The following is a 1438-nucleotide window of genomic DNA, read 5'->3' as shown; positions in this document are numbered from 1 at the left end:
CAATGCCAGTGACTTTGGTGTGTCTGTCTCGTTGGTTGTGGTGTGGCGAGGGTGGGGCAGGTCAAGTCGTGTGCGGGTGAGCGGTTGTCGGATCGGATCGCGATCGGGGTGCTGACGCAGGTGTTTCCGCCGGGTCTGGTCGATGAGGTGATCGCTGAGACCGGGCGGGCCGAGCAGCGCAGTCGGTTGTTGCCGGCGCGGGTGGTCGTGTACTTCGTGCTGGCGATGTGCCTGTTCTTCGGGCAGGGCTACGAGGAGGTCGCGCGGCTGCTGGGTGAGGGACTGGGAGAGGGGCGGCGGTCGTGGCGGGTGCCGACGACCGCCGCGATCGGCCGGGCCCGGCGGCGGCTGGGGCCGGAGCCGTTGCGTCTGCTGTTCGCCCGGGTGTGCCGTCCGATGGCCGTGCCCGGGACCGCGGGTGCGTGGTATCGGCGTTGGCGTGTGGTGGCAGTGGACGGCACCACGCTGGACCTGGCGGACACCGAGGCCAACGACGCCTTCTTCGGCCGCCATGCCTCGGGACGCGGGGCGGCCGCGTTCCCGCAGGCCCGGGTCGTGGGGCTGGCCGAGTGCGGCACCCACGCGATGTTCGCCGCCGAGGTGGGCCCGCTGTCGGCCGGCGAGCAGACGCTCTCCCGGCGGCTGTTCGGCCATCTGCGCGCGGGGATGCTGCTGCTGGCGGACCGGGGCTTCTACGGCGTCGAGCTGTGGCAGCAGGCCCGGGCTACCGGCGCGGACCTCCTGTGGCGGGTACGCAAGAACGCCGGCCTGCCCGTCGTGCGGACGCTGTCGGACGGCTCCTACCTCAGCGAGGTCTTCGCCGGACACGACCGCAGGAACCGTCGCGACCCGGTGACCGTCCGCGTCGTCGAGTACACCCTCGCCTCCACCGGCGACGCCACCGTCTACCGCCTGATCACCACCCTCCTCGACCCCGAGGAGGCACCGGCCGCCGAACTGGCCGCTCTCTACGCCCAGCGCTGGGAGATCGAGACCACGCTGGACGAGATCAAGACCCACCAGCGCGGCCCCAGGCTCGTCCTGCGCTCGAAGTACCCGTGGGGTGTCGAGCAGGAGGTCTACGGCCTCCTGCTCGTCCACCACGCCATCCGGCAGCTGATGCACCAGGCCGCCCTCAACGACGGCCTGGACGTCGACCGGCTCTCGTTCACCCGCAGCCTGCGCGTCGTACGCCGCCAGGTCCCCGCCCAGGCGGCGTTTTCCCCCCGGCAGACTCGCCCGCGCACTGACCCGCACCCTGACTGAGATCGCCGAACGCCTGCTACCCCCACGACGTCAGCGGACCTGCCCCCGCGTCATCAAACGCAAGATGTCCAACTGGCCCCTCAAACGCGCCCAACACCACAACTGGCCACCACCACAACCGGCAACAGTCACCGTCACCCAGCACGACACAACCTAAAGTCACTGGCATTGG

1 protein-coding gene is annotated in these 1438 nt (G+C 70.5%); it reads left to right on the top strand.

The genetic code is table 11. The annotated features are described in order from the left end of the window. Positions 1 to 42 precede the first annotated feature (42 nt). Positions 43 to 1266, top strand: coding sequence for an IS4 family transposase (locus tag ACFV6D_RS38850; RefSeq protein ID WP_380381116.1), 1224 nt, complete (start codon positions 43 to 45; stop codon positions 1264 to 1266). Positions 1267 to 1438: the final 172 nt, after the last annotated feature.

Source organism: Kitasatospora sp. NPDC059812 (genome assembly GCF_042732075.1).
GTDB lineage: Bacteria > Actinomycetota > Actinomycetes > Streptomycetales > Streptomycetaceae > Kitasatospora.
Note: the sequence above shows the minus strand (reverse complement) of the source record. Positions and strands in the feature narration are given on the sequence as shown.